Genomic DNA, 20,219 nt, shown 5'->3' with positions numbered 1-20,219 from the left:
CGACCGGATGCCGCGCGCAACAGGCTCAATGCACACGTGCCCGCTCGCGACGCATCGTTATCTATCCGGTAACCGGCGCGCGTGACGGCACGAACGAGAGAACCTGCATGTGGACTTACACTTTGCGGCGCGTCCTGCTGACGCTGCCCACGCTTTTGCTCGTCATCACGGTGTGTTATCTGCTGCTGCATTTCACGCCCGGTGGCCCGTTCGACACCGAACGCAAGATTCCTGCTGAAGTACTGGCCAATCTGCAGGCCAAATATCACCTGAACGATCCGCTGTGGAAGCAGTATCTGTTCTATCTGCGCGATCTGCTGCACGGCGACCTCGGTGCGTCGTTCCGTTACGCCGACTGGAAAGTCGACGATCTCGTGCGCAGCGCATTACCGGTCTCGCTGATGGTCGGCGGAATTTCGATGGTGCTCGCGGTAATCCTCGGCGTGGCGCTCGGCATGATCGCGGCGTTGTACCGCAACAGCCCGGCCGACTATCTGCTGATGCTGATCAGCAACTTCGGCAGTGTGGTGCCGTCGTTCGTGATTGGACCGGTGCTGATCCTGCTGTTCGCGATCAAGCTGAAATGGCTGCCCGCCGGCGGCTGGAACGGCTACGACCCGCGTTTCATGGTGTTGCCGGTGACCTTGCTCACGCTGATCTCGATGGCGACCATCGGCCGCGTGACGCGCGCCAGTCTGATCGAAGTGATGAACGCCGGCTTTATCCGCACGGCACGCGCCAAAGGCCTGCCGCGCCGCACGATCGTGATGCGCCATGCGTTGCGGCCGATGCTGCTGCCGGTGGTGTCGGTGATCGGCCCGCTCGCGATCGCGTCGATCACCGCCGCGGTCGTCACCGAATCGGTGTTCTCGCTGCCGGGTCTCGGCAAGCTGATCGTCAATGGCGCGGGCAATCGCGACTACACGCTGGTGCTCGGTCTCGTCGTGCTGGTCACGGTCGTCTCCGTTGTGCTGAACCTGCTGGTCGATCTCGCCTACGCGGCGCTCGATCCGAAAATCCGTTACTGATTCCGAGGCCTCCATGTTGAGAACCCAGCGCGATTCCATCGCGCCGCTCGCGGCCGCCCTGAGCGCCGCGTCCGTGGCCGCGCGCAGCCCCTGGCAGGACGCCGGACGGCGTTTCCTGCGCAACCGCGCGGCGATCGTATCGACCGTTCTGCTCGTGTTGATCGTGATTGCGTGCGTGGTCGGGCCGTGGTTGCTGCCGAATGCGTTCGACGCCACCGACTGGTCCGCGACCAGCACGCCGCCCACGCTCGCGGGCATGCATCTGTTCGGCACCGACGAACTCGGCCGCGACCTGCTGGTGCGCACGCTGATCGGCGGGCGTGTGTCGCTCGGTATCGGCGCGGTCGCAACGCTGACGTCGGTGCTGCTCGGCGTGTTCTGGGGCGCGGTGGCCGGCTTCGTCGGCGGCCGTGTCGATAACGCGATGATGCGCATCGTCGACATGATGTACGCGGTGCCGTATCTGCTGATCGCGATCCTGATGGTCACGTTGCTCGGCCGCGATTTCGGCCTCGTGGTGCTGACGATCACCGCGTTTTCGTGGATGGACATGGCGCGCGTGGTGCGCGGACAGACGCTGGCGATCCGCTCGAAGGAGTACATCGAGGCAGCGCGCAGCATCGGCGTCTCGACGCCCGCGATCATTGCGCGTCACGTCGTGCCGAATCTGCTCGGCATCGTCGTGATCTACACGACCGTGACCGTGCCGAACGTGATTCTCACGGAATCCGTGCTGTCGTTTCTCGGGCTCGGCGTGCAGGAACCGATGACGAGCTGGGGCGTGCTGATCCAGGACGGCACCGGCGTGATGGAAGCATCGCCGTGGCTGATGCTGTTCCCGGCCGCTTTGCTGTCCATCGCGCTTTACTGCATCAATTTTATCGGCGACGGTCTGCGCGACGCGTTCGATCCGAAGGACCGGTGACACCATGAGTCTCCTCCAGGTCAAACAACTCGAAGTGTCGTTCCGTACCAATGACGGCATCGTGCGCGCGGTCAACGGCGTCGATTTCGATCTAGACGAAGGCAGCACGCTCGGCATCGTCGGCGAATCTGGGTCGGGCAAAAGTCAGAGCATGCTCGCGCTGATGGGTTTGCTCGGCACCAACGGCCACGCGCGCGGCGAAGCGCTGTATCGCGGCGAAAACCTGATCGGCATGCCGGAGCGCAAGCTGAACCGGATTCGCGGCAACGCGGTGTCGATGATCTTTCAGGATCCGATGACGTCGCTCAATCCGTATCTGAGCATCGAGCGGCAGATGACGGAAGTGCTCGAACTGCACAAGAACATGACGCGCCGCGCTGCGCGAAAGCGTGCGATCGAGATGCTGGAAGCGGTGCGGATTCCCGAAGCCGCGCAACGGATCGACCGCTATCCGCACGAGTTTTCCGGCGGCATGCGCCAGCGCGTGATGATCGCGATGGCGCTGCTGTGCGAGCCGAAACTGCTGATCGCCGACGAGCCGACCACGGCGCTCGACGTCACCGTGCAGGCGCAGATCCTGCAATTGCTGCGCAATCTGCAACAGGATTTCGGCACGTCGATCATCCTGATCACGCACGACCTCGGCGTGGTGGCGGGATTGTGCGAGCGCGTGCTGGTGATGTACGGCGGCCGTCCGATGGAGCAATGCGACGCCAGCGGACTGTTCACGCAGGCCACGCATCCGTACACGATCGGCTTGTTGAACGCATTGCCGCGTCTGGATCGCGACGAAGACGCATTGCGTCCGATTCCCGGCAATCCACCGAATATGGCGCGTGCGCCGCAAGGCTGTCCGTTCCACGAACGCTGCGGCTTTGCCGACGAAGCGTGCGCGACGCATGCGCCCGCGTTGCAGCCGGTCGGCGTCGACGCCGGTGCGGATACGCACGCGAACGCGATCGCAATGACGGCAACCGCGCCGGACCGTCCGTGGCTGCGCGCTTGCCATCGTTCTGTCGATACCGTTACCGCCCCGCAGGAGACGCACCATGTCTGATGTCCGCGATACGCCGCTGCTGTCGGTGCGCGATCTATGCGTCCAGTTCAAGGTCGCCGACAAGAAACGCCTGCCGTGGTCGCGCGCCCGCACGCTGACGGCCGTCGATAACGTGAGCTTCGACGTGCATCCCGGTGAGACGCTGTCGATCGTCGGTGAGTCGGGTTGCGGCAAGTCCACGCTGGCGCGCGCGGTCCTCAACCTGGTGGCCGTGCAATCGGGCACGGTTCACTGGATGGGCCGCGAGATGCCGGTCGGACGACACGCGAACCGGCAGCAATGGCAAAGCCTGCGCGCCGACGCGCAGATGATTTTTCAGGATCCGCTCGCGTCGCTCGATCCGCGCATGACGGTCGGTCAGCTGATCGCGGAGCCGTTGAAGGTGCATATGCCGGGTCTGTCGCGCGACGAAACGCTGCGCCGCACCCGCGCGATCATGGCGAAAGTGAGCCTGCGCGACGACATGATCAACCGCTACGCGCACGAGTTCTCGGGTGGTCAGTGTCAGCGGATCGGCATTGCGCGTGCGCTGATCGTCGAACCGAAGCTGATCGTCTGCGACGAGCCGGTGTCCGCGCTCGACGTGTCGGTGCAGGCGCAGATCGTCAATCTGCTCAAGACCTTGCAAGCCGAACTCGGTCTTGCCGTGATTTTCATTGCACACGATCTCGCCGTGGTCCGCCATATCTCGGATCGCGTGCTCGTGATGTATCTGGGCCGCGTGATGGAGCTGGCAAACAAGCGCGATCTGTATGACGCGCCGAGCCATCCGTATACGCGCGCGTTGCTGTCGGCGGTGCCGGTGCCCGATCCGGCGGTCGAGCGCGCGAAGGTCGTGCAGATACTCAGCGGCGATATTCCCAGTCCGATTTCTCCGCCCAGCGGCTGCGTGTTTCGCACCCGCTGTCCGCAGGCCGAAGCCCGTTGCGCCGACGCGCGCCCGGCGCTGCGGCCCCGCCGCGACAGCGGCTCGGCTGCGTGCATTCATCTATGACGCCGCTCGTGCGTGAACCGGTTTCCTGATACCCGGGCCGGTTTCTCCGAATTTTCTCGTTGCACTTTTCGCCCTGCCTGGTCCGCAAGGCGAGGGGACCGTTCGCGCCTCGTTCCGGCAGGGACGCGATCCGCAGTCATAGCCGGTTTCACCAAAAAAACGATCTCGGGATCCAGCGATGAACAAAACCAGTATCGCCGTAGCTGTTTCATGTGTGCTTGCAGCCATGCAACCCGCGTTCGCGGACGACAACGGGCCGCAGTCCGGCGCGCCAGTCGCGACGCCGTCCGTCGCTGCCGGTGGCGTGTCGCCTGCAGCGGAAACGAAGAATGCGGTCGTCAATGCGGAAGATGCTCAAACCGCATCGCAAATCGTCCAGGTATCGAGCCAGGCGAAAAGCCAGGGCTTTATCGCGGATAGTCATTTGAGCGTGCTGTTTCGCAATTACTCGGACTATGCGGACGTGACGGGTTCCGCGCGTCGTCATGCATGGGTGCAGTCGGCGATGCTGAACTATGAATCCGGTTTCACCAAAGGGCTGATCGGCTTCGGTATCGATGCGTCGCTGTATGCCGCGCTCAAGCTCGACGGCGGAACCGGCGCGGGCAACATGGTGCACGTGTCGAAGACCGGCAACGGCGCCAACCAGCTGGCGTGGGCGTATCCGGGAATCTTCGACGTGAAGGCGCGGATCTCCGAAACCGTGGTGCGTTACGGTGAGCAGATAGTCACGAATCCGTTCGTCGAACCGCACGACAACCGCGCGCTGCCGCCGACTTTCCGCGGCATTACGATGACCAGCAACGAATGGAGTTCGCTGTCGCTGGATGCCGGTAGCTTCGACGCGGTTCGCGCGCGCGGCACCGACTATCTGCAGAAATTGAGCACCAGTTACGGCGGAACGCAATTCGACCGCTTGACGTGGTTCGGCGGCAACTGGAATTTCAGCGAGAACGGCACGGCTTCGCTGTATGCGGATCAGGCGCAAGACGTGTGGAAGCAATACTACGGTTCGGTGACCGATAGCATCGGCAGTGTGAACACGATCAAATGGACCGGTCTCGCGAATCTGTACGCGACGCGCGGCGACGGCGAGAACCGTCAAGGCCCGATCGACAGTAACGCATACAGTCTGTCGCTTTCGGCGCAGCACGGCTTTAGCGAAGTGCTGGTCGCGTATCAGAAGATCCTGGGCAACCAGTTCTTCGACTACGTGAACCAGACCAATGGCGTGTATCTCGCGAACTCGATGGACGTCGACTACAACGCGCCGCACGAACAGTCGCTGCAATTGCGCTACACCTTCTACGGCGATCAGGCGGGCTTGCCGGGTTTCAAGGCGATGCTGTGGGCAGTGACGGGATGGGGCGCGAACGCGTCGGCGGGTGCGTCGGAGAATGCATCGTCGAGCGCGACCTATCACGACCTGTACTGGAAGAACGGCAGCTACATTCAGGGCCGCCATCACGAGATCGGCTTTATGCCGTCGTACAAGGTGCAAAGCGGTAGGTTCAAGGGCACCAAGGTTTCGCTGTTCGCGGCATGGCACGTCGGCTCGACGTACTACTCGGACACGACCAGCCAGGAATATCGCCTGACGGTCAATATGCCGTTCAAGTTCTTCTGAGCGTCTGAACATCTGAACGAAAAGAGGTCATTCCAGCGCGCTGGAATGACCTCGTGTGCACCGCTCGATTTGCGTTTGGCGGGCTAAGTTTCGATGCCGAAGTCGTATTCGGCAATCACCTTCAGCGCCGACTTGCGGAAGCTCGCGACGACATCGGAGCGAAGACTCGTGCGGGGATAGGCGATCACATAATCGTAGCGCACGGGCGACTCGAAAGGCCGCACAACGATGTTGTGCGCGCGCCAGACTTTCGATGCGAACGGCTCGACCACCGAGAGCCCGAGTCCGTGCGCGACCATCGCATAGCGGGTGTGGGCCGTGTCGGTCACGACGGTATAACGCGGACGCGACGTGTTCGATTTGAACAGCGCCAGTTCGAGCTCGTACGTATGGTGCGAATTCGGCATCCAGCCGATCATCCGTTCGTTTTCGAGATCTTGCGGATGCACGACGCTGCGAGTCGCGAGCGGATGATCCGCGGGCATCGCGCACAACGCCGGCATGCTGATCAGCGGTTCGACCTCGATGCCGGGCGCTGCCGCGAACGCAATGCTCAACGCGACATCGACCGTATGATTTTGCAGTTTCGAAAGGACGTCAGGCACTTTCACCGATTCGACCTGCACGGTGATGTCGTCGGTTTCCGCGTAAAAGGCGCTTAGCACCGGTGGCAGCAAGGTCGACGCGATCACCGGCAAACACGCAACCGTCAAGCCTTCGCTGACCTCGCTGCGAATCGAGTCCGCGACCTGCTTGAGCCGTTCCAGCCCAAGAAAATTCTCTTCGACAGACAGGTAGAAACGTCGGCCAGCCTCGGTAGGTTCGAGTCTGCCTTTGACGCGATTGAAAAGTCGGAATCCAACGTACGCTTCGAGGTCCGCGACGAGTCGGCTGATCGCCGGTTGCGTCACGTGCATCTTCTGCGCTGCGCTGACACTGGTGCCGGTTGTCATGACACAACGGAAGGCTTCGATCTGTCTGAAGCGGAGCATGCATTACCAGCGTGATTGAAAAGCCGGAGGTTACGCGAGCCACGCGATGTTGTGATCGAACATGGACGTCCGGTAAGTTTGAGAAGCACATTCGGAAAGGTGTATTGCGCGGTCCGATGCGGTACTTATTTGCGTGGGGAAAAACGCGGTAAGTGTTGGATAAGAGACGGGCTACGGCATTGCACATCGCAACGAAGCGTCGCAGGCATACCCATCGCTTCATTTTGCATATATCGTTATCGCGGCGACGGACCATGATGTAACGCGAAGCCGTGACGAAACAGGTAAGCGGCCGCGAGGCCAGGGAGCGCAAAGTGACGAACGAATTCAAAACAGTAGACGACCATCTCGAACCCATACCGGACTCGCTGAAGAAGCTGGCGGAGTTTCTCGAACGCTCGCTCGACAGCGGCGCAAGCATCGTGATGATGCGACACACGCCTGACCTCTGCACCGTGTATCTCGGTGATCCTTCGGGGCTGCGCGAAGAGTTGAAGCAGGTCGGATCGATCGCGATACCGATGGCCAACGACATGCTGGCGCTGACCCGTTCAGGCATCAACCGGATGCCGCTCGACGGACAGGTCTACCGGTTCGTGCGCTCGTTCACGCAGGTCGGCGATACGGCGGCCGTCGTGTTTTCGGCGGACTAGCGGACGAGCCGGAACCGACGGCTGTCCGGATGCAGGCCCCGTTGCGTGGGGGTTCACCCGCACGCAAGGGTCAACCCTGATTGCCTGTTTTGCTGCCAATAACTACTCTCTACATCATACGTATGATCTAGAGAGTGATTTATGGCGACCCTCCACCGACGTGTTCTCGATCAGATGGGCGAACAGATCTGCTCAGGTCAGTTCGCGCCCGGCGACATCCTGCCTGCCGAACCCGTGCTCGCCGAGCAGTTGCAGGTAAGCCGGATCACGATCCGCGAGACGATGAAATCGCTGTCGGCGAAGGGCATGCTGCAAGTCCGCCGACGGTACGGCACGATCGTGCTGCCGCGTTCCGAATGGCAACTCTTCGATCCCGACGTGATTACGTGGCGCGCGCGATCCGGCACGGTCGATGCCGGTCTGATCCAGGATTTGATGGAACTGCGGCTGATCATCGAACCGGCCGCGGCGAAGCTCGCGGCGAAGCGTGCGACGCCGGAGGACCGCACCGCCTTGCGTCGTGCATTCAAGGCGATGGAACGCGCAGTGGCCGGGCACGCCGAGTACGTGCCCGCCGACCTTGCCTTCCACGCAGCCATTCTCGCTGCGTGTCACAACCAGTTTGTCCAGCAGATGCAGAACGCGCTGTCGGCGATCTTGCGCACGAGTTTCGAGTTGAGCTCGGAAATCGCGGGCGGTCCGGCGCGCTCGCTGCCGATGCACGAAGCGCTGTGCGTCGCGATCGAGCGCGGCGATCCTGTCGCCGCGGAAGCGGCCGTGCTGACGCTGATCGCGCGCGCCGAGCAGGATTTCGAAGACCGTGCGCGGCTGGACGACACGATCAATCCAACCCCAGTCTGAGAGACATGCATGACGCAACTATTCGATTTGAGCGGCCGCACGGCTTTGGTGACCGGTTCGGCGCGCGGTATCGGCCTGGCGCTGGCAGAAGGGCTGGCGAGCGCGGGCGCGCGCGTGATCCTGAACGGCACGCGTGCCGAAACCGTGGCCGGAGCGGTCGAAGCACTCAACGCGAAAGGCTTTGACGCATCGGGGCGCGCGTTCGACGTGACCGACGAAAACGCCGTCGCCGACGCGTTTGCGAAGTGGGACGAGGCGGGCGTGGCGATCGATATCGTGATCAACAATGCCGGTATCCAGTTTCGCAAGCCGCTCGTTGAACTCGAACTCAGCGACTGGCAGCGCGTGATCGATACGAATCTGACCAGCGCGTTCATCGTGTCGAAGCAGGCGGCGAAACGGATGATCGCGCGCGGCACGGGCGGGAAGATCGTCAATATCGGCTCGCTGACAAGCGAAGCGGCACGCGCAACGGTCGGTCCGTACACGGCGGCGAAGGGCGGCATCAAGATGCTGACGCGCGCGATGAGTGCCGAATGGGCCGCGTCGAATATTCAGGCGAATGCAATCGGACCCGGCTACATCCTGACCGATATGAACAAGCCGCTGGTCGAGAACGCCACCTTCGACGCGTGGGTCAAGAGCAGCAATCCATCGCAGCGATGGGGCAAGCCGGAAGAGCTGGTGGGCACGGCGGTGTTTCTGTCGTCGGCGGCATCGAGCTATGTGAACGGTCAGATCATCTATGTCGACGGCGGCTGGCTCGCCGTGCTTTAGACGTTTAGCAGCATCAGCATCAGCAGCAAGACGAGGCCGATCCAACAACCACAAAGCGGCCTCGACGAAATCGCATCTAGCGTGTGATACCCGTAGCATCCTCAGGAGACGTCATGGAAAGCGCAAAATCGTTCGCAGTACAGAGATGGTGGTATCTGATGCCGATCATCTTCATCACTTACAGCCTCGCGTATCTGGATCGTGCGAACTACGGTTTTGCAGCGGCAGCGGGTATCGATCGCGATCTGGGCATCACGCACGGCACGTCGTCGCTGATCGGTTCGCTGTTCTTTCTCGGCTATTGCCTGTTTCAGGTGCCGGGGGCAATTTACGCGCAGAAAAACAGCGTCAAGAAACTGATCTTTTTCAGTCTGATCCTGTGGGGACTGTGCGCGGCAGCGACTGGCATGGTCAGCAATATTCCGATGCTGATGGTACTGCGCTTCGTGCTGGGTGTGGTCGAGGCCGCCGTGATGCCGTCGATGCTGATGTACATCAGCCGGTGGTTCACGCGTACCGAACGCTCGCGTGCAAACACGTTCCTGATTCTCGGCAATCCGGTGACGGTGCTGTGGATGTCGGTGGTGTCCGGCTATCTGGTGCATGGTTTCGGCTGGCGCCATATGTTCGTGATCGAAGGCGCGCCCGCGTTGATTTGGGCCGTGGTGTGGTGGTTCACGGTCAAGGATCGCCCGGCCGACGCAAGCTGGCTCAGCGACGACGAGAAAAACGAATTGCAGGCGCGTCTGAAATCCGAGCAGGCGCATATCGCGCCCGTGCGCGACTACAAGAGCGCGTTCCGCTCGTCGATCGTATTGAAGTTTTGTGCGATCCACGCGCTGTGGAGCATCGGCGTGTACGGCTTCATCATGTGGCTGCCGTCCATTCTCAAGGCCGCGGCGACGATCGATATCGTGTCGGTCGGATGGCTGGCCGCCGTGCCGTATCTGGCTGCGATCGTGCTGATGCTGCTCGGCTCGTGGCTGTCGGACAAGACCCATAACCGCAAGCTGTTCGTGTGGCCGCTGCTGCTCGTCGGCACCATCGCGTTCGTCGCGTCGTATCTGGTCGGCGGCACGCATTTCTGGCTGTCGTTCGCGTTGCTGGTGATTGCGGGCGCAACGATGTACGCACCGTACGGACCGTTCTTCGCGCTGGTGCCCGAGTTGATTCCCAGCAACGTGCTCGGCGGCGCGATCGGTCTGATCAACGCATGCGGCGCATTGGGCGCATTCCTCGGTTCGTGGGTGGTCGGCTATCTGAACGGCGCGACCGGCAGCCCGGCGGCGTCGTACATCTTCATGGCGGGCGGACTGCTGCTGTCGGTGATCCTGATGATCACCGTGCCCGCGCATTCGAAAGAACTGAACCGCCGCGACGACGCACTCGCGGTCAGCCGCACCTGATCTCCCGACCGGCTGCGCGCGTCGTGCATCGCACGATGCGGCGTGGCCGGTCCGCAATTCCCGATTCAAAGGCAAACAGACAATGGCAACCCTGATTACGGACGTAAAAGTCATCCTCACCGCGCCGGAAGGCATCAACCTGATCGTCGTGAAGATCGAGACCAATCAACCGGGGCTGTTCGGTTTGGGTTGCGCGACTTTTGCGTACCGTCACGTGGCGGTCCAGTGTCTGATCGAGGAATACATGCGGCCGTTGCTGATCGGTCGTGACGCGGAGGCGATCGAGGAACTGTGGCAGTTGATGCATCAGAACGCGTACTGGCGCAACGGCCCGATCGAGAACAACGCGATCTCCGGTGTGGACATGGCGCTCTGGGACATCAAGGGCAAGATGGCGAATATGCCGCTCTATCAGTTGTTCGGCGGTAAGTGCCGGGAAGGCGTGCCGGTCTATCGTCACGCGGACGGTCGCGATCTGAGCGAACTGAGCGACAACATCCAGCGTTATCGCGAGCAGGGCATCACGCATATCCGCTGTCAGAGCGGCGGCTATGGCGGCGGCGGTTTCGGTCGCGCGCCGGCGCATGCGCCGCAGGGTTCCGCGGACGGCGTGTATCTCGACAGCCGCAAATACATGCGCGAAACCCTCAAGCTGTTCGACGGATTGCGCAGCCGTCTGGGCTTCGATATCGAGCTGTGTCATGACGTCCACGAACGGCTCAAACCCGTCGACGCGATACGTTTTGCCTGCGAGCTGGAACCGTTCGAGCTGTTCTTCCTCGAAGATGCGATCGCGCTGGAAGAGGGCGAATGGTTGCGTCAGTTGCGCGCGAAGACGACCACGCCGCTCGCGCAGGGCGAGCTGTTCAACAACCCGTACGAATGGCGATTCCTGATCACCGAACGGTTGATCGATTTCGTCCGGGTGCATCTGAGTCAGATCGGCGGCATTACGGCCGGGCGCAAATTGCAGATTTTCGCCGAGCAGTTCGGCGTGAGAACGGCGTGGCACGGACCGGGCGATATGTCGCCGCTCGCGCACGCGGCCAACATTCACATCGATCTCGCCTCGCGTAACTTCGGCGTTCAGGAATGGTCCGGCACCGAGCCGCCGAACTTCGTCATCCAGGCGCTGAAAGGGCCGCGCGCCGCGCTGCTGGACGTGTTCCCCGGCTTGCCCGAGTTCCGCAACGGGCACGTCTATGCGAACGACAAGCCGGGTCTGGGCGTCGATATCGACGAGGTCGAGGCCGCGAAATATCCGTGCGAAAACACGGTGACGACGTGGACGCAAACGCGGCTGGCCGACGGCACGCTGCAAACACCGTAACGGGCGGTTTGCGGTTCGACGCTGAGAACGGTCTGATATTGAATAGATATCAAGGGTTTACGTTCTGATTGTACGATTTATTGACTCTGTACGTTTTTTCAGTACACTCTATAAAAATCGTACAGAAGGACGTCGCCGTGCCATCCGGATCAGCGCTTTCATTGACGGGTCATCAGGTTCTCGCGCAGGCATGCACCGCCTTCGCCGACGCCACGCGCGTGTTCCGGGCGAAAGCCGTCTCCACGGACGAATTTGCGGGGCCGATGGTCGATGCGACGATCCAGTTCGACGTCGCGGGCAAGCAGTTCAGATTGCCCGCGCATATCGAAGCGCGGGCGAGGGCGCCCGGTCTGGTGCTCGACTCACGGCGCGCCGGTTCCACCCACGCTGGCGCGCGCCCGCTGTTGCTGGTCGCGCCGTTTATCGCGCCGGATCTTGCCCGGCAGTTGATCGAACGGAATTCGCCTTTCATCGACACGGCCGGCAACGTCTATATCAACGAACCCGAGGCCACCATCCTGATCGGCGGCCGGCCGAGGCCTGCGGCGGCCGTCGCCAGGCCCGCCACACGCGCGACCACCCGCAAGGGCATGCAGGTCATGTTCGCGCTCGCAACGCAGCCCGGCCTCGTCAAGGAACCGTTCCGGACCATCGCCGAAACCTCCGGCGTCGCGCTCAGCACGGTCAATCAGGTCATCGACGACCTGCTTCATCGCGGGCTTGTCGCGGCGCGCCGGAACGGCGAGCGCCTGATTCCCGACTGGCCTAAATTCGCACAGGAATGGACGGCGCTCTATCCGACGCGGCTGCGCACCAAACTCGCGTCGCAGCAATTCGCCAGCACGTCGCGCGACTGGTGGCAGTCTTTCGACTTCGCAGCGTTCGATGCCCGCCTTGGCGGCGAGGCCGCCGCCGAACAGCTGACCCACAATCTGCGTTCCGCGAACGTGACGATCTACAGTCATACCGCGCCCACGCACGATTTCCTGCTGAAGGCGAGGTTGCGCCCCGATCCGAACGGCGACGTCGAGATCGTCGAGGCATTCTGGCCCGACGCACTTGCGGAGGGCTGGCCGCCGGAAACGAAGCCGTCGCTGGTTCATCCGTTGCTGATTTACGCCGACCTGATCGCTTCCGGCGACAGCCGCAACATCGAGACCGCTCACGTTATCAATGAACAGTATCTCGCCACGCACGCGGCTTGAAGTCAGCGACGCGCGTCCGCTTCATCCCACCACGCTCGCGCTGCTAGGCCGCGTGTGCGACACCACACGCGAGCTTGGCGCGGCGTGTGTCGTCGCGGGTGCGACCGCGCGCGACATCCTGCTGTGGCACGTCTACGGACAGCGTCCGGACCGCGCAACCCGTGATGTCGATGTCGCCGTGTGCGCCGTCAGCTGGGACGCGCACGAAGCGTTTATCGCGGCGCTGGAGGGAACGGGCCTGTTCGCGCGAGACCGCAACGCGCAGCAAAGGCTGATGTTCCGCGACCCGGAAACCGGTCGCCCGGTGCCGCTGGATCTGGTTCCTTTCGGGCAGATCGAACAGCCCGAAGGTTCGATCGGATGGCCACCGGCCGGTGAAACCGTGATGCGTGTACTGGGCTTTCAGGAGGCTTTCGATACGGCCGTCGACGTCGAAGTCGACGCGGGTCTGGTCGTGCCGGTGGTGACGCTGCCCGCGCTCGCAGTGCTGAAATTGCTCGCGTGGCAAGATCGGCGCGCGCAGAGCAACAAGGACGCGTCGGACCTGCTGTTGCTGCTTCGGCATTATCTCGATGCCGGTAACGCTGAGCGGATCTGGGAGGTCGGTGGCGAACTGCTCCGGCAACACGGATTCGATCTGACGCTCGCGGCCGCTGGCCTGCTGGGTCAGGACGCGCGACGTGTCGTGTTGCCGCCGACCTTCGACGCAATCGAAGCGATTCTCGGCGACCGGGCACGCTATGCGTTGCTGGAAAGCGATCTTATAGCGCGCGCGGCGGGACAGATGTTCGACGCCGTCGATGGGTCGGAGGACGTGTTGCGAGCGTTCCGGAATGGCTTTCTGGATCCAACCTAGCGCTGCGCCGTCATCGTGGAGATGATCGCGCCGTCTGGATTACTCTGCTTCGAGCAGGGTTTTCAGCGCAGTCAGATCGCGCAGCACCCAATCGGCGTCGGCGGCGAATTTCTCGTCACTCATGCCCGCGACGCGGAACAGCGTGAACAGCACCTCAGTGCCCGCGCCGTTTGCGACGACGCGCATCGGCACGTAAATCTCCGTGCTGTCGGGCAGGATCACCGCGTGATCGAGCACGCCGTACGCATTGGGTTCGGTGAAACGAACCGACACCGGGCCGCTCTCGCCTTCGAAGCGCCACACGGCGCCTTCGTTGCCGAGCGGTGTGCCGAGACCCGACGCCCAGCGCGCGAACGACGCGGGTTGCACGGTAAAGTCATAAACCTGTTGCGGGCTGCGATCGATCGAGATGCTGATGGTTTTAGATTCGGCCGTGTGCATTGTGGTGTCTCCGGGAATGCGTCGGGTGTCCGGATCGATGTTACGTCGGAATCCATCAGTGGATGCGCAAAAGCCGGAGTGCGAACCGGCGTGCCCGGCAGCGCAGCACGCAGTTCGCAATGCTACAATCGGATATCTGATGTCTGACCGACGTTTTTGATTCTTCGGCAATGCGCATTTCAAAATGTCGGGATGAAGCGTTCAGCGCAACGACGTGAATGTTTATGACATGGTGAAACTCAAATGACGACTCGTGTTCCGGCCTATCGGCAGGCCCAGATAGAAATAAAAAAATATATCGAAGACCACAAGCTGCAATTCGGCGACGCATTACCGCCTGAAGGCGTTCTCGCGCAAGATCTGGGTATCAGCCGGCCTTCGCTGCGCGAGGCGATGAAGAGTCTGGAGTCGCTGGGCATCGTCGAATCGCGTCATGGCGAGGGCATCTACGTCAAAGCGTTTTCGTTCGATTCGATTATCGAAAACCTGCCGTACGCGTTCGTTTCCGACGGCCGCAGTCTCAAGGATCTGTTGCAGGTGCGCGCGGCCATCGAACTGGGTTCGGTCCCGTCCGTCATCGAGCAGATCAAGCCGGCAGAGGTTCAGGAACTCCGTGAACTGGCAAGCCGGATGATGAAAAAAGCGAAAGCGGGCGAACTATTCGAAGACGAAGACCGCCAGTTTCACGCAACCATGTATCGCTGTCTCGGCAATGCGTTTCTCAACACGCTGACCGATCTGTTCTGGCGCGTGTTCAATCGCATGGATCAGAGCAGCGCGTCGCCCACGCGCAAGGCGCAGGAAGCGTCGGCGCGCGATCACGCCGATATCGTCAAGATGATCGAAGCGAAAGACCTCAAAGGCCTGATCAGCGCCTACGAAAAGCACTTCAACACGATCTTCTCGCGAATCGGCGGCATCTCGAAGGTCAAGGAAACAGCCTGACCTGACGCGCGGCGCCGCGTCAGCGCGCCAACGCCGTTCCCCACGTCGAGTGTGCGGAACGGCGGGAAAACCCCACGACGGATTAGAGTCTCCAAATGTTAAGATATCTGATATCAAACATGAATGGATGACGCATGCCGCCCGATCTGACGAGACTGGATTGCGACGTACTCGTCGTCGGTGCCGGCATTGGCGGGTTGGTGTCCGCGACGCAGGCGGCCGGGCGCGGCTGGCGCACGATCCTCGCGACGAAAGGCAAGATTGCCGGTGGCGCTAGCTATTTCCCGAAGAAAGCGAGTCTCGGCGTTCAGGTCACGAACGACGCCGACGACATCGAGCCGTTTCGCTACGACATCGCGCGCGCGGCGCAGGGGATGAACGATCCGTCCATCGTCGATGCGTATCTGCGTGATTCGCCGAACGTGATCGATTCGCTCGACGCGATCGGCTTCGAACCCTGGTTGCGCGCGGACGGCCGTCCCGCATGTTTCGCCGCGCATGCGCGCAAGATATTCATGATCGGCGACTGGGCGGGGGCGTCGCAGCGGGCGCGGGACATCGTCGCCGGCAACGAAGCGATCGTGCCGCTCGAACGGACCGGCCTCGTCAGGATCCAGACCGAGGCGGGGCGCGTCGTCGGCGCGGTACTGGAGCGCGATGGCGAGTGGCTACTGGTCCGCTGCAAGACGATGATTCTCGCGACGGGCGGCATGGCGAGCCTGTATCGCCACAATCTCTATCCGAACCATCTCTATGGCGGCGGCCACGCCGCAGCGCTCGAAGCCGGTTGCGAACTGGTCAACATGGAATATATCCAGTTCATTCCCGGGCTGGTATCGCCCCGATACAAGGTGCTATTCGGCGAGCACACGCTGAAATACTGCACCGGCATGTTCGATCGCGAGGGCCGCGATCTGCTCGCCGATATGTCCGCATCCGCCGCGCAGGCGATGTGGGCCGAACGCAGTACCTATGCGCCATTCAGCACCGACTACGCGTCGCGCACCTTCGACACACGCATGATGCAGGCGATTCGCGCAGGCTCCAGCGGCGTGCGTCTGACCTTTCACGCAGCGCTGTATGAACAGCGGTCCGATTTCTATGCGGTGTATCTCGACTGGTTGAAGCGCGACATGGGCATCGATATGTGTCGCGATGAAATCTGCGTTGCGCCGTTCGCGCACAGTTGCAACGGTGGCATCCGCATCGACGACCACGGCGAAACTGCAATCGCCGGACTGTTTGCCGTCGGCGAAGTAGCGTCGGCGATCGAGGGCGCGAATCGGCTCGGCGGAAACTCGGTCGGCGGAAGTCTCGTGTTCGCCCGCCGCGCGATCGAGACGGCCGCGCGCTACATCGAAGCGGACCGGCGCGCGCCGTCGTTCGACGAGATCGAACGCGATTTCCGCCGATGGTGCGCCAGCTTCGACGCCGCCGCCACCTCCACGCTCGCGCCCGCAGCGGCAAGCGACATGCTCCGCAGCGTCAGGGAGCGGTTGTGGGCCGATGCGAACGTGCTTCGCGACCACGCGTCGTTGTCGACGTCCCTCGACGTGCTCGATGCACTGGACGCCGCGTGCAATCCGCTGGTCTGCGGATTCGATGCGTATCACGCCGTGCGCGTCGCAAGCGTGCTGATGCACGCGATGCGCGCGCGCACCGAAAGTCGCGGCGCGCATTTCCGTTCCGATTTCCCGACGGCCGACCCGCGCCCGTATCGTCAGATCGTTAGCTTGCGCGACGGTGCGATCCATATCCGCCGTGAATTCGACGCCTGCGAATAGCGGGTATTCCGTTTCGCTCCCTCAAAACCGGCATCGCAATCCAGTCCAACAAAACAGTTGGCGAAGCTAAAATTGCAGTGCTAAGATCAGATATCAGATATCCAATATCATCCGGTAAGAAAGAGATGTTCACCCGTCTCGTCGTATCGGACCAGCCACTCACGGGATGCCGAATATGGACGTCGAAGTACTCAGCCGCAAACTCATCGTGTCGTGCCAACCGGTCACGGACGGCCCGATGGATCGCGTCGATACGATCGTCGCGATGGCGCTTGCCGCCGTCGCGGGTGGAGCGGCGGGGTTGCGGATCGAAGGTGTCGAAAACGTGCACGCGGTGTCGGCTGTGGTCGATGTGCCGATCGTCGGTATCGTGAAGCGGGATCTGCCGGACAGCGCAGTGCGTATTACGCCTTACGTTGCCGATGTGAAGGCGCTCGCGGATGCCGGCGCGCAGATCATCGCCGTTGACGCGACCGCTCGCACACGTCCGGTTCCGGTCGCGGCGCTGCTCGATGCAGTGCACGCGGCGGGCGCAATCGCGATGGCCGATTGCGCGACCGAAGCCGACGGTATCGCCGCCGCGAAACTGGGCTTCGAGATCGTTGCGACCACGCTGTCCGGCTATACGCAGGAAACCGAAACGAACCAGACCGAACCCGACTATGCATTGATGTCCGCATGGCGCTCGCGCGGTTTTCGGGTGGTCGCCGAAGGGCGGCTCAAAACGGCGCAAGACGCGGCACGCGCGCTGGAAGCGGGCGCGTTTGCGGTGACGGTCGGCTCGGCGATTACGCGGGTCGAACACATCACCGGCTGGTTCGTCGACGCGATGAGCGCAACGGCGGAGACGCAGTCGTGATTCTCGCGTTCGATATCGGCGGCACCAAGATCGCGGCCGCGATGATCGACGGCGAGCAGATTGTCACGCGCAGACAGGTGCCGATGCCGCAAGCGGTGGACGGCTTCGCCGCCGCGATCGACGCGCTCACGGCCGGTTTGCCGTCGCCGGAACGGGTCGCGGTCGCGAGTACGGGTTTTGTCAGCGAAGGCCGGATTCATGCGGTCAACCGGAACATCATTACGTTCTGGAATGGCTTCGCGCTGCACGACTTCCTGGCCGCGCGTTTCGGCTGCCCCGTCGTGATGCTGAACGACGCGCAGGCGGCGGCGTGGGCCGAATATTGCGCAGGCGGACGGGCGGTCGGCAATCTGCTTTACATGACGCTGTCCACGGGTGTCGGCGGCGGACTTGTGCTCGGGCATCGCTTGCAGGTCGGACCATCGGGACTCGCCGGACATATCGGTCACGCGACGCTCGGCACGCTGCCGCTCGACGCGCCCGTGCGTTGCGGTTGCGGCCGTACCGGTTGCCTCGAAAGCGTGGCGTCGGGCACGGCCATCGCGCGCCAGGCCACGGCCTGGTTCGGCGAGCCGCTCGATAGTCGCGCGGTTTTCGGGCGAGCCGCAACCGACAGCCGCGCCGCGCAGATTCTGACCCGCGCAGCCACGGCGGTGGCCGAAGCGATCGCCAATTGCGCGATGCTGGTCGACATCGGGCAGGTCGTGATCGGCGGCAGCGTGGGGCTGGCGCCGTCGATGCCCGAACGGATCCGCGCGGCGTTACAGGCCGGTCCGGCACTGACGCGGATCGCTGTCATGCCTGCCGCACTGGGCGCGGATTCGGGCCTGATCGGCGCGGCGCAATGGGCGACACAACAGGCAACCGGTCGGCACCCAGGCGGGCCGGGCGTTGCAAGCAAACCGAACCAAGGAGCTAGAGGATGAAATTCCGCAATGGAACCCACGCGATGGCTGTCTGCGTGCTCGCAACCGGCGCCATTCTGGGCGCGACGCAGGCCGCCGGCAGCACGATGACGGGCGCCTTCGATACCGGTCCGGCCGGTGCACCGCAGCAGTTCAATCCGTTGACGGCGACGGCAGGATATAGCTGGTTCAACAAGTATTTCGGCACGCTGGTGCTCTATAACGTCGATATGAGCCGCATCGACGGCGATCTCGCCAGCGATTGGACCGTGTCGCCCGATGGCAGGAAAATCACCTTCCGGTTGCGCAAGGACGTGAAGTGGCAGGACGGCCAGAAATTCACGGCGAAAGACGTGAAGTTCACGCTGGATCTGCTGAAGAATCCCGACTTGCCGAATCAGTTCTGGGCACGCCTGTCCGATATCCAGAGCGTCGATGCACCCGACGACTACACCGTGGTCCTCAACCTCGACAAGCCGAATCTCGCGTTGCTCGATGCGTTGACGAACGTGATGATCGTCCCGCAACACGCGCTGGCAAACGTCCCGGTCAAGGACCTGCGCACCGCGTCGTGGTGGAAGACCGGGCCGGTCGGCACGGGCCCGTACAAGTGGGGCAAGTACGTGCCGGACCAGTACGTCGAACTCGACGCCAATCCGCAGTACTACCGTGGCCGTCCGAAAGTCGACACGCTGATCAACCGCTATTTCAAGGACGACGGCGCGGCCGTCCTCGCGTTGCAGTCCGGCGATATCCAATACAGCTACATGTCGCTGGCGCAGGTCCGTAATACGAAATCGGACAAGTTCCGCACGGTCGCCGGTCCGTCGCGCGTGCTGAATTACGTCGGTCTGAATTTCGCCGATCCGCGCTTCAAGGACGTGCGGGTCCGCCAGGCTTTGCTGATGGCGATCGATCGCGCCGCGCTGGTGAAGAACCTGTATGCCGGTCAGGCGAAGCTCGCGAACTGCGTGCTGACCGATTCGCACTATGTGCCCGGTAATCTGAACCCGTACGCATTCAACCCCGCCGCAGCGAAGCAACTGCTCGCGCAGGCCGGTTGGGACAAGATCGCGGGACAGCCGATCGAACTGCTGACCTACTACAGCGACCCGGTATCGAAGAACGCGATGGCGGTGATCCAGTCGATGCTCGCGCAAGTCGGCGTGAACGTGCAACCGCGTTTCGTCGATGCGCCGACCTACGGCGAACTGGTGCGCGGCGGCAAGTTCTCGATGGTGTATGCGGGCGTGACCAATGGCCCGGACCCCGACGTGCTGACCAGCGTATTGAAGTCGGACTATGCGCCGCCGCGCGGCTACAACGTGATGCGCGTCAACATGCCCGCACTCGACGCGCTGATGGATCAGGGCCGCGCGGAATCGGACGTCGCGAAACGTCCGGCGATCTACCAGGACGTGTGCCGCTACACCAACGCGAACCTGCCGTGGCTGCCGATTCTCGAAGCCAATCGTTTCGCGGGCGTGTCCACGCACGTGCAGGACTTCGTCTGGACACCGGCGCCCGGCGGCGGACGCTATATGGATCACGCCGAACGCTGGTCGATCAAATGA

At 62.4% G+C, this 20,219-nt stretch carries 19 protein-coding genes; 17 read left to right on the top strand and 2 right to left on the bottom strand.

The features are described 5' to 3' along the window. The first annotated feature begins 107 nt into the window (after positions 1 to 107). The 5 genes from oppB (at position 108) to PW947_RS02485 (ending at position 5,631) form a co-directional block, all read left to right on the top strand. On the top strand, positions 108 to 1,028 hold the full coding sequence (gene oppB / locus PW947_RS02505; RefSeq protein ID WP_299629394.1) for an oligopeptide ABC transporter permease OppB: 921 nt from the start codon (positions 108 to 110) through the stop codon (positions 1,026 to 1,028). Between the two features lie 13 nt (positions 1,029 to 1,041). Further along, positions 1,042 to 1,953 (top strand): ABC transporter permease subunit, encoded by a 912-nt coding sequence (locus tag PW947_RS02500; RefSeq protein ID WP_299629392.1) that lies wholly within the window; start codon positions 1,042 to 1,044, stop codon positions 1,951 to 1,953. A 4-nt stretch (positions 1,954 to 1,957) separates the two neighbouring features. Beyond that, a complete protein-coding gene (locus tag PW947_RS02495; protein ID WP_299629390.1) occupies positions 1,958 to 3,010 on the top strand; it encodes an oligopeptide/dipeptide ABC transporter ATP-binding protein in 1,053 nt (350 codons plus the stop codon). After that, positions 3,003 to 4,004: an oligopeptide/dipeptide ABC transporter ATP-binding protein gene (locus PW947_RS02490; RefSeq protein ID WP_299629388.1), complete on the top strand. Its 1,002-nt coding sequence runs from the start codon at positions 3,003 to 3,005 to the stop codon at positions 4,002 to 4,004. The genes PW947_RS02495 and PW947_RS02490 overlap by 8 nt, the downstream gene beginning before the upstream one ends. Positions 4,005 to 4,182: 178 nt before the next feature. Next, entirely contained in the window at positions 4,183 to 5,631 is a 1,449-nt protein-coding gene (locus tag PW947_RS02485; RefSeq protein WP_299629387.1) for an OprD family outer membrane porin, read from the top strand. A gap of 83 nt (positions 5,632 to 5,714) precedes the next feature. On the opposite strand, the gene PW947_RS02480 is transcribed toward PW947_RS02485, so the two are convergent. Further along, complete coding sequence (locus tag PW947_RS02480) at positions 5,715 to 6,623, bottom strand: LysR substrate-binding domain-containing protein (protein WP_299629386.1); 909 nt, start codon at positions 6,621 to 6,623, stop codon at positions 5,715 to 5,717. A gap of 314 nt (positions 6,624 to 6,937) precedes the next feature. On the opposite strand from PW947_RS02480, the gene PW947_RS02475 reads away from it, so the two are divergent. From PW947_RS02475 to PW947_RS02445, 7 genes are all read left to right on the top strand, one after another. Next, positions 6,938 to 7,276, top strand: coding sequence for a hypothetical protein (locus PW947_RS02475; RefSeq protein ID WP_299629385.1), 339 nt, complete (start codon positions 6,938 to 6,940; stop codon positions 7,274 to 7,276). Between the two features lie 141 nt (positions 7,277 to 7,417). Further along, positions 7,418 to 8,137, top strand: coding sequence for a FadR/GntR family transcriptional regulator (locus tag PW947_RS02470; RefSeq protein WP_299629384.1), 720 nt, complete (start codon positions 7,418 to 7,420; stop codon positions 8,135 to 8,137). Between the two features lie 9 nt (positions 8,138 to 8,146). Continuing rightward, the gene (locus PW947_RS02465; RefSeq protein ID WP_299629383.1) at positions 8,147 to 8,914 is read left to right on the top strand and encodes an SDR family oxidoreductase; all 768 of its coding nucleotides are present in this window, start codon (positions 8,147 to 8,149) and stop codon (positions 8,912 to 8,914) included. Positions 8,915 to 9,027: 113 nt separating this feature from the next. Continuing rightward, a complete protein-coding gene (locus tag PW947_RS02460; RefSeq protein WP_299629382.1) occupies positions 9,028 to 10,320 on the top strand; it encodes an MFS transporter in 1,293 nt (430 codons plus the stop codon). A gap of 82 nt (positions 10,321 to 10,402) precedes the next feature. Then, the gene (locus tag PW947_RS02455) at positions 10,403 to 11,650 is read left to right on the top strand and encodes an enolase C-terminal domain-like protein (RefSeq protein WP_299629381.1); all 1,248 of its coding nucleotides are present in this window, start codon (positions 10,403 to 10,405) and stop codon (positions 11,648 to 11,650) included. 137 nt (positions 11,651 to 11,787) lie between these two features. After that, the gene (locus PW947_RS02450) at positions 11,788 to 12,855 is read left to right on the top strand and encodes a type IV toxin-antitoxin system AbiEi family antitoxin (RefSeq protein WP_299629380.1); all 1,068 of its coding nucleotides are present in this window, start codon (positions 11,788 to 11,790) and stop codon (positions 12,853 to 12,855) included. Then, complete coding sequence (locus PW947_RS02445) at positions 12,824 to 13,711, top strand: nucleotidyl transferase AbiEii/AbiGii toxin family protein (RefSeq protein WP_299629379.1); 888 nt, start codon at positions 12,824 to 12,826, stop codon at positions 13,709 to 13,711. Before PW947_RS02450 ends, PW947_RS02445 begins: the two co-directional genes overlap by 32 nt. A 39-nt stretch (positions 13,712 to 13,750) precedes the next feature. On the opposite strand, the gene PW947_RS02440 is transcribed toward PW947_RS02445, so the two are convergent. After that, positions 13,751 to 14,152, bottom strand: coding sequence for an SRPBCC family protein (locus PW947_RS02440; RefSeq protein ID WP_299629378.1), 402 nt, complete (start codon positions 14,150 to 14,152; stop codon positions 13,751 to 13,753). 243 nt (positions 14,153 to 14,395) lie between these two features. Here PW947_RS02440 and PW947_RS02435 point away from each other — a divergent pair, with 243 nt between their 5' ends. From PW947_RS02435 to PW947_RS02415, 5 genes are all read left to right on the top strand, one after another. Further along, positions 14,396 to 15,097 carry a FadR/GntR family transcriptional regulator gene (locus tag PW947_RS02435; protein WP_299629377.1) on the top strand — a complete coding sequence of 234 codons (702 nt, stop codon included), beginning with the start codon at positions 14,396 to 14,398 and terminating at the stop codon, positions 15,095 to 15,097. 134 nt (positions 15,098 to 15,231) lie between these two features. Next, positions 15,232 to 16,881 (top strand): FAD-binding protein, encoded by a 1,650-nt coding sequence (locus PW947_RS02430; protein WP_299629376.1) that lies wholly within the window; start codon positions 15,232 to 15,234, stop codon positions 16,879 to 16,881. Between the two features lie 175 nt (positions 16,882 to 17,056). After that, the gene (locus tag PW947_RS02425) at positions 17,057 to 17,740 is read left to right on the top strand and encodes a putative N-acetylmannosamine-6-phosphate 2-epimerase (protein ID WP_299629375.1); all 684 of its coding nucleotides are present in this window, start codon (positions 17,057 to 17,059) and stop codon (positions 17,738 to 17,740) included. Continuing rightward, the gene (locus tag PW947_RS02420) at positions 17,737 to 18,666 is read left to right on the top strand and encodes an ROK family protein (RefSeq protein WP_299629374.1); all 930 of its coding nucleotides are present in this window, start codon (positions 17,737 to 17,739) and stop codon (positions 18,664 to 18,666) included. Before PW947_RS02425 ends, PW947_RS02420 begins: the two co-directional genes overlap by 4 nt. After that, positions 18,663 to 20,219 (top strand): ABC transporter substrate-binding protein, encoded by a 1,557-nt coding sequence (locus PW947_RS02415; protein WP_299629373.1) that lies wholly within the window; start codon positions 18,663 to 18,665, stop codon positions 20,217 to 20,219. Before PW947_RS02420 ends, PW947_RS02415 begins: the two co-directional genes overlap by 4 nt.

Source organism: Paraburkholderia sp., assembly GCF_028283785.1.
In the GTDB taxonomy this organism is placed as follows: Bacteria; Pseudomonadota; Gammaproteobacteria; order Burkholderiales; family Burkholderiaceae; genus Paraburkholderia.
This window is presented reverse-complemented; position numbering and strand designations above follow the sequence as displayed.

What these genes read in the sequence shown, in the direction of transcription:
- oppB (WP_299629394.1), top strand. Translation starts at nt 108, where the DNA reads ATGTGGACTTACACTTTGCGGCGCGTCCTGCTGACGCTGCCCACGCTT.
- PW947_RS02500 (WP_299629392.1), top strand. Translation starts at nt 1,042, where the DNA reads ATGTTGAGAACCCAGCGCGATTCCATCGCGCCGCTCGCGGCCGCCCTG.
- PW947_RS02495 (WP_299629390.1), top strand. Translation starts at nt 1,958, where the DNA reads ATGAGTCTCCTCCAGGTCAAACAACTCGAAGTGTCGTTCCGTACCAAT.
- PW947_RS02490 (WP_299629388.1), top strand. Translation starts at nt 3,003, where the DNA reads ATGTCTGATGTCCGCGATACGCCGCTGCTGTCGGTGCGCGATCTATGC.
- PW947_RS02485 (WP_299629387.1), top strand. Translation starts at nt 4,183, where the DNA reads ATGAACAAAACCAGTATCGCCGTAGCTGTTTCATGTGTGCTTGCAGCC.
- PW947_RS02480 (WP_299629386.1), bottom strand. Translation starts at nt 6,623, where the DNA reads ATGCTCCGCTTCAGACAGATCGAAGCCTTCCGTTGTGTCATGACAACC.
- PW947_RS02470 (WP_299629384.1), top strand. Translation starts at nt 7,418, where the DNA reads ATGGCGACCCTCCACCGACGTGTTCTCGATCAGATGGGCGAACAGATC.
- PW947_RS02465 (WP_299629383.1), top strand. Translation starts at nt 8,147, where the DNA reads ATGACGCAACTATTCGATTTGAGCGGCCGCACGGCTTTGGTGACCGGT.
- PW947_RS02460 (WP_299629382.1), top strand. Translation starts at nt 9,028, where the DNA reads ATGGAAAGCGCAAAATCGTTCGCAGTACAGAGATGGTGGTATCTGATG.
- PW947_RS02455 (WP_299629381.1), top strand. Translation starts at nt 10,403, where the DNA reads ATGGCAACCCTGATTACGGACGTAAAAGTCATCCTCACCGCGCCGGAA.
- PW947_RS02445 (WP_299629379.1), top strand. Translation starts at nt 12,824, where the DNA reads ATGAACAGTATCTCGCCACGCACGCGGCTTGAAGTCAGCGACGCGCGT.
- PW947_RS02440 (WP_299629378.1), bottom strand. Translation starts at nt 14,152, where the DNA reads ATGCACACGGCCGAATCTAAAACCATCAGCATCTCGATCGATCGCAGC.
- PW947_RS02435 (WP_299629377.1), top strand. Translation starts at nt 14,396, where the DNA reads ATGACGACTCGTGTTCCGGCCTATCGGCAGGCCCAGATAGAAATAAAA.
- PW947_RS02430 (WP_299629376.1), top strand. Translation starts at nt 15,232, where the DNA reads ATGCCGCCCGATCTGACGAGACTGGATTGCGACGTACTCGTCGTCGGT.
- PW947_RS02425 (WP_299629375.1), top strand. Translation starts at nt 17,057, where the DNA reads ATGGACGTCGAAGTACTCAGCCGCAAACTCATCGTGTCGTGCCAACCG.
- PW947_RS02415 (WP_299629373.1), top strand. Translation starts at nt 18,663, where the DNA reads ATGAAATTCCGCAATGGAACCCACGCGATGGCTGTCTGCGTGCTCGCA.